Here is a 2,025-nt window from a genome sequence, read left to right on the forward strand (position 1 = left end):
TGGCGCATCTTCCGACACGCCCGCTGCAGCCCCAACTGGCTCACGTCAGCCGCCAGGGCGGTCCTCACCCTGGAGAGGCAACGCTGAAAATGCTCCCTACCTTCTTCGTGGGCTCGTTCCGCTCATTCGTACGATCGGAACACCCAGGGGTCCGGGTGTGGCTCAAAAGGCTCATGCCGAGGGTGTGGCTTCCAGTGATTGGCCGCCCGGCACCCCACGACGACACGGCCACTCATTGGGATGCGCGAGCAGTCGCTTCGTAGGGACACGTCGGCGTGGTCGTCTGCAGGGAGCCAGGACACGGATCGACGAGGAGGCGCGGATGCCCGAACTCTGGGCGGGGACGGACGCGGGCAAGGCCGAGCACCACTGCACGGTGATCGACACCGACGGAGCGAAGGTGTTGTCGCGGCGGGTGCCCAACAGCGAACCCGAACTGCTGCAACTTCTCGGCGATGTACTTGAGTTGGCCAACGGAGGCCAGGTGACGTGGGCAGTCGACCTGAACGCCGGCGGGGCGGCACTGATGATCGCGCTCCTGGTCGGCCACGGCCAGCGAGTGCTCTACATCCCCGGCAGGACCGTCCACCATGCCTCCGGCTCCTACCGCGGCGACGGCAAGACGGACGCGAAGGACGCCTTCGTCATCGCCGACCAAGCCAGGATGCGCCGGGACCTGCAGCCGCTGCAGCAGTGGGACGAGATCGCCGTCGACCTGCGGATCCTCACCGCCCGCCGCTACGACCTCACCGTCGACCGCACCCGGGCGATCAACCGCCTGCGGGCCCAGATCCTCGAGTACTTCCCCGCCCTGGAACGCGCCTTCGACTACAGCACCTCCAAGGCCGCTCTCGTTCTGCTGACCGGCTACCGGACGCCGGCAGCTCTGCGCAGGATCGGCCCGGCCCGCCTGTCCACCTGGCTTGCGAACCGAAGAGTGCGAAGCGCCGGGGCCGTTGCGATCGCCGCGCTGGAAGCGGCACACGCCCAGCACACGGTGATCGCCGGCGAGAAGACCGCCGCGGCCATGGTGCACACCCTGGCCAGAGCCGTGATGGCTCTGGACACTGAGATCGCTGCCACCGACGCGGCGATCGAGGCCCGGTTCCGCGAACACCGGCACGCCGAGACGATCACCAGCATGCCCGGCATCGGCACCCTGCTCGGCGCCGAGTTCATCGCCCGCACCGGCGGCGACCTGGACGCCGTCGGCGGCTCCCGTCGTCTGGCCGGCATCGCCGGCCTGGCACCCGTCCCCAAGGACTCCGGACGCATCAGCGGCAACATGCGCCGACCACACCGCTACCACCGCCGGCTCCTGCGCGTCTTCTACCTCTCCGCCCAGGTCGCCGCCCGATGCTGCCCGATCTCCAAGGCCTTCTACGAACGCAAGAGGAGCGAGGGCAAGTCCCACAAGCAGGCCATCCTCGCCCTCGCTCGTCGCCGCCTCGACGTCCTTTGGGCCCTCATGCGCGACCAGCGCACCTTCACCACCGAGCCGCCCCGACGCCATCCCGCAGCGGCATAACCCCGTCACCGTCCGCTACCCAGGCCCTTGACAAGCCTGATTGGGAATCACTGGTATCGCTCCGCGACCTGGGCGTCGGCGTACCAGAGAGAGTGGCTGCGGCCTTCGTAGCCGCTTCGGTTCTGCGGGATCTTGAGGGAGATGGTCGCGTGAGCGATCACGTCGAACGGAGTTCCCGGTCCCATCGCCCAGACACCAAGGTTGGTCTCCTTGGCACCGGTGAAGGTCAGCTGTGCGCGTCGGAAAGCCGGACTGTCCAGCCTCCCTCTTTTCCCTTGCGTACCTCGGCCGTGGAGACGATGTCTGTGACCGTTGTCACTCGGCATGAGCCTTTTGAGCCACACCCGGAGCCCCAGGGCCTCCCGGATCGTACGAATGAGCGGAACGAACCCGCCAAGAAGGTAACAACTTGGTGCGCGATAGACGGGGAGTGTGGGGGGCGTCGTGGATGATCATGAGCCATGAGGTCGGAGTGGGCTCGTGGGGTGTTGTCGCAT

General features: G+C 67.4%; 1 protein-coding gene and 1 pseudogene. Both read left to right on the top strand.

Annotation, left to right across the window (positions count from 1 at the left end; all coding sequences use genetic code 11):
* Positions 1–87, top strand: a pseudogene (locus AB0442_RS42315) (IS5/IS1182 family transposase); the annotation flags it as partial.
* Positions 88–322: 235 nt separating this feature from the next.
* Positions 323–1,528 carry an IS110 family transposase gene (locus AB0442_RS42320; protein WP_366168824.1) on the top strand — a complete coding sequence of 402 codons (1,206 nt, stop codon included), beginning with the start codon at positions 323–325 and terminating at the stop codon, positions 1,526–1,528.
* Positions 1,529–2,025: the final 497 nt, after the last annotated feature.

Origin of the sequence: Kitasatospora sp. NPDC085895 (assembly GCF_040702125.1) — a bacterium.
Taxonomy (GTDB): domain Bacteria; phylum Actinomycetota; class Actinomycetes; order Streptomycetales; family Streptomycetaceae; genus Kitasatospora; species Kitasatospora arboriphila.

Bases quoted from the DNA above. Each gene is read 5' to 3' on its own strand.
- AB0442_RS42320 (WP_366168824.1), top strand. From the start codon at position 323: ATGCCCGAACTCTGGGCGGGGACGGACGCGGGCAAGGCCGAGCACCAC.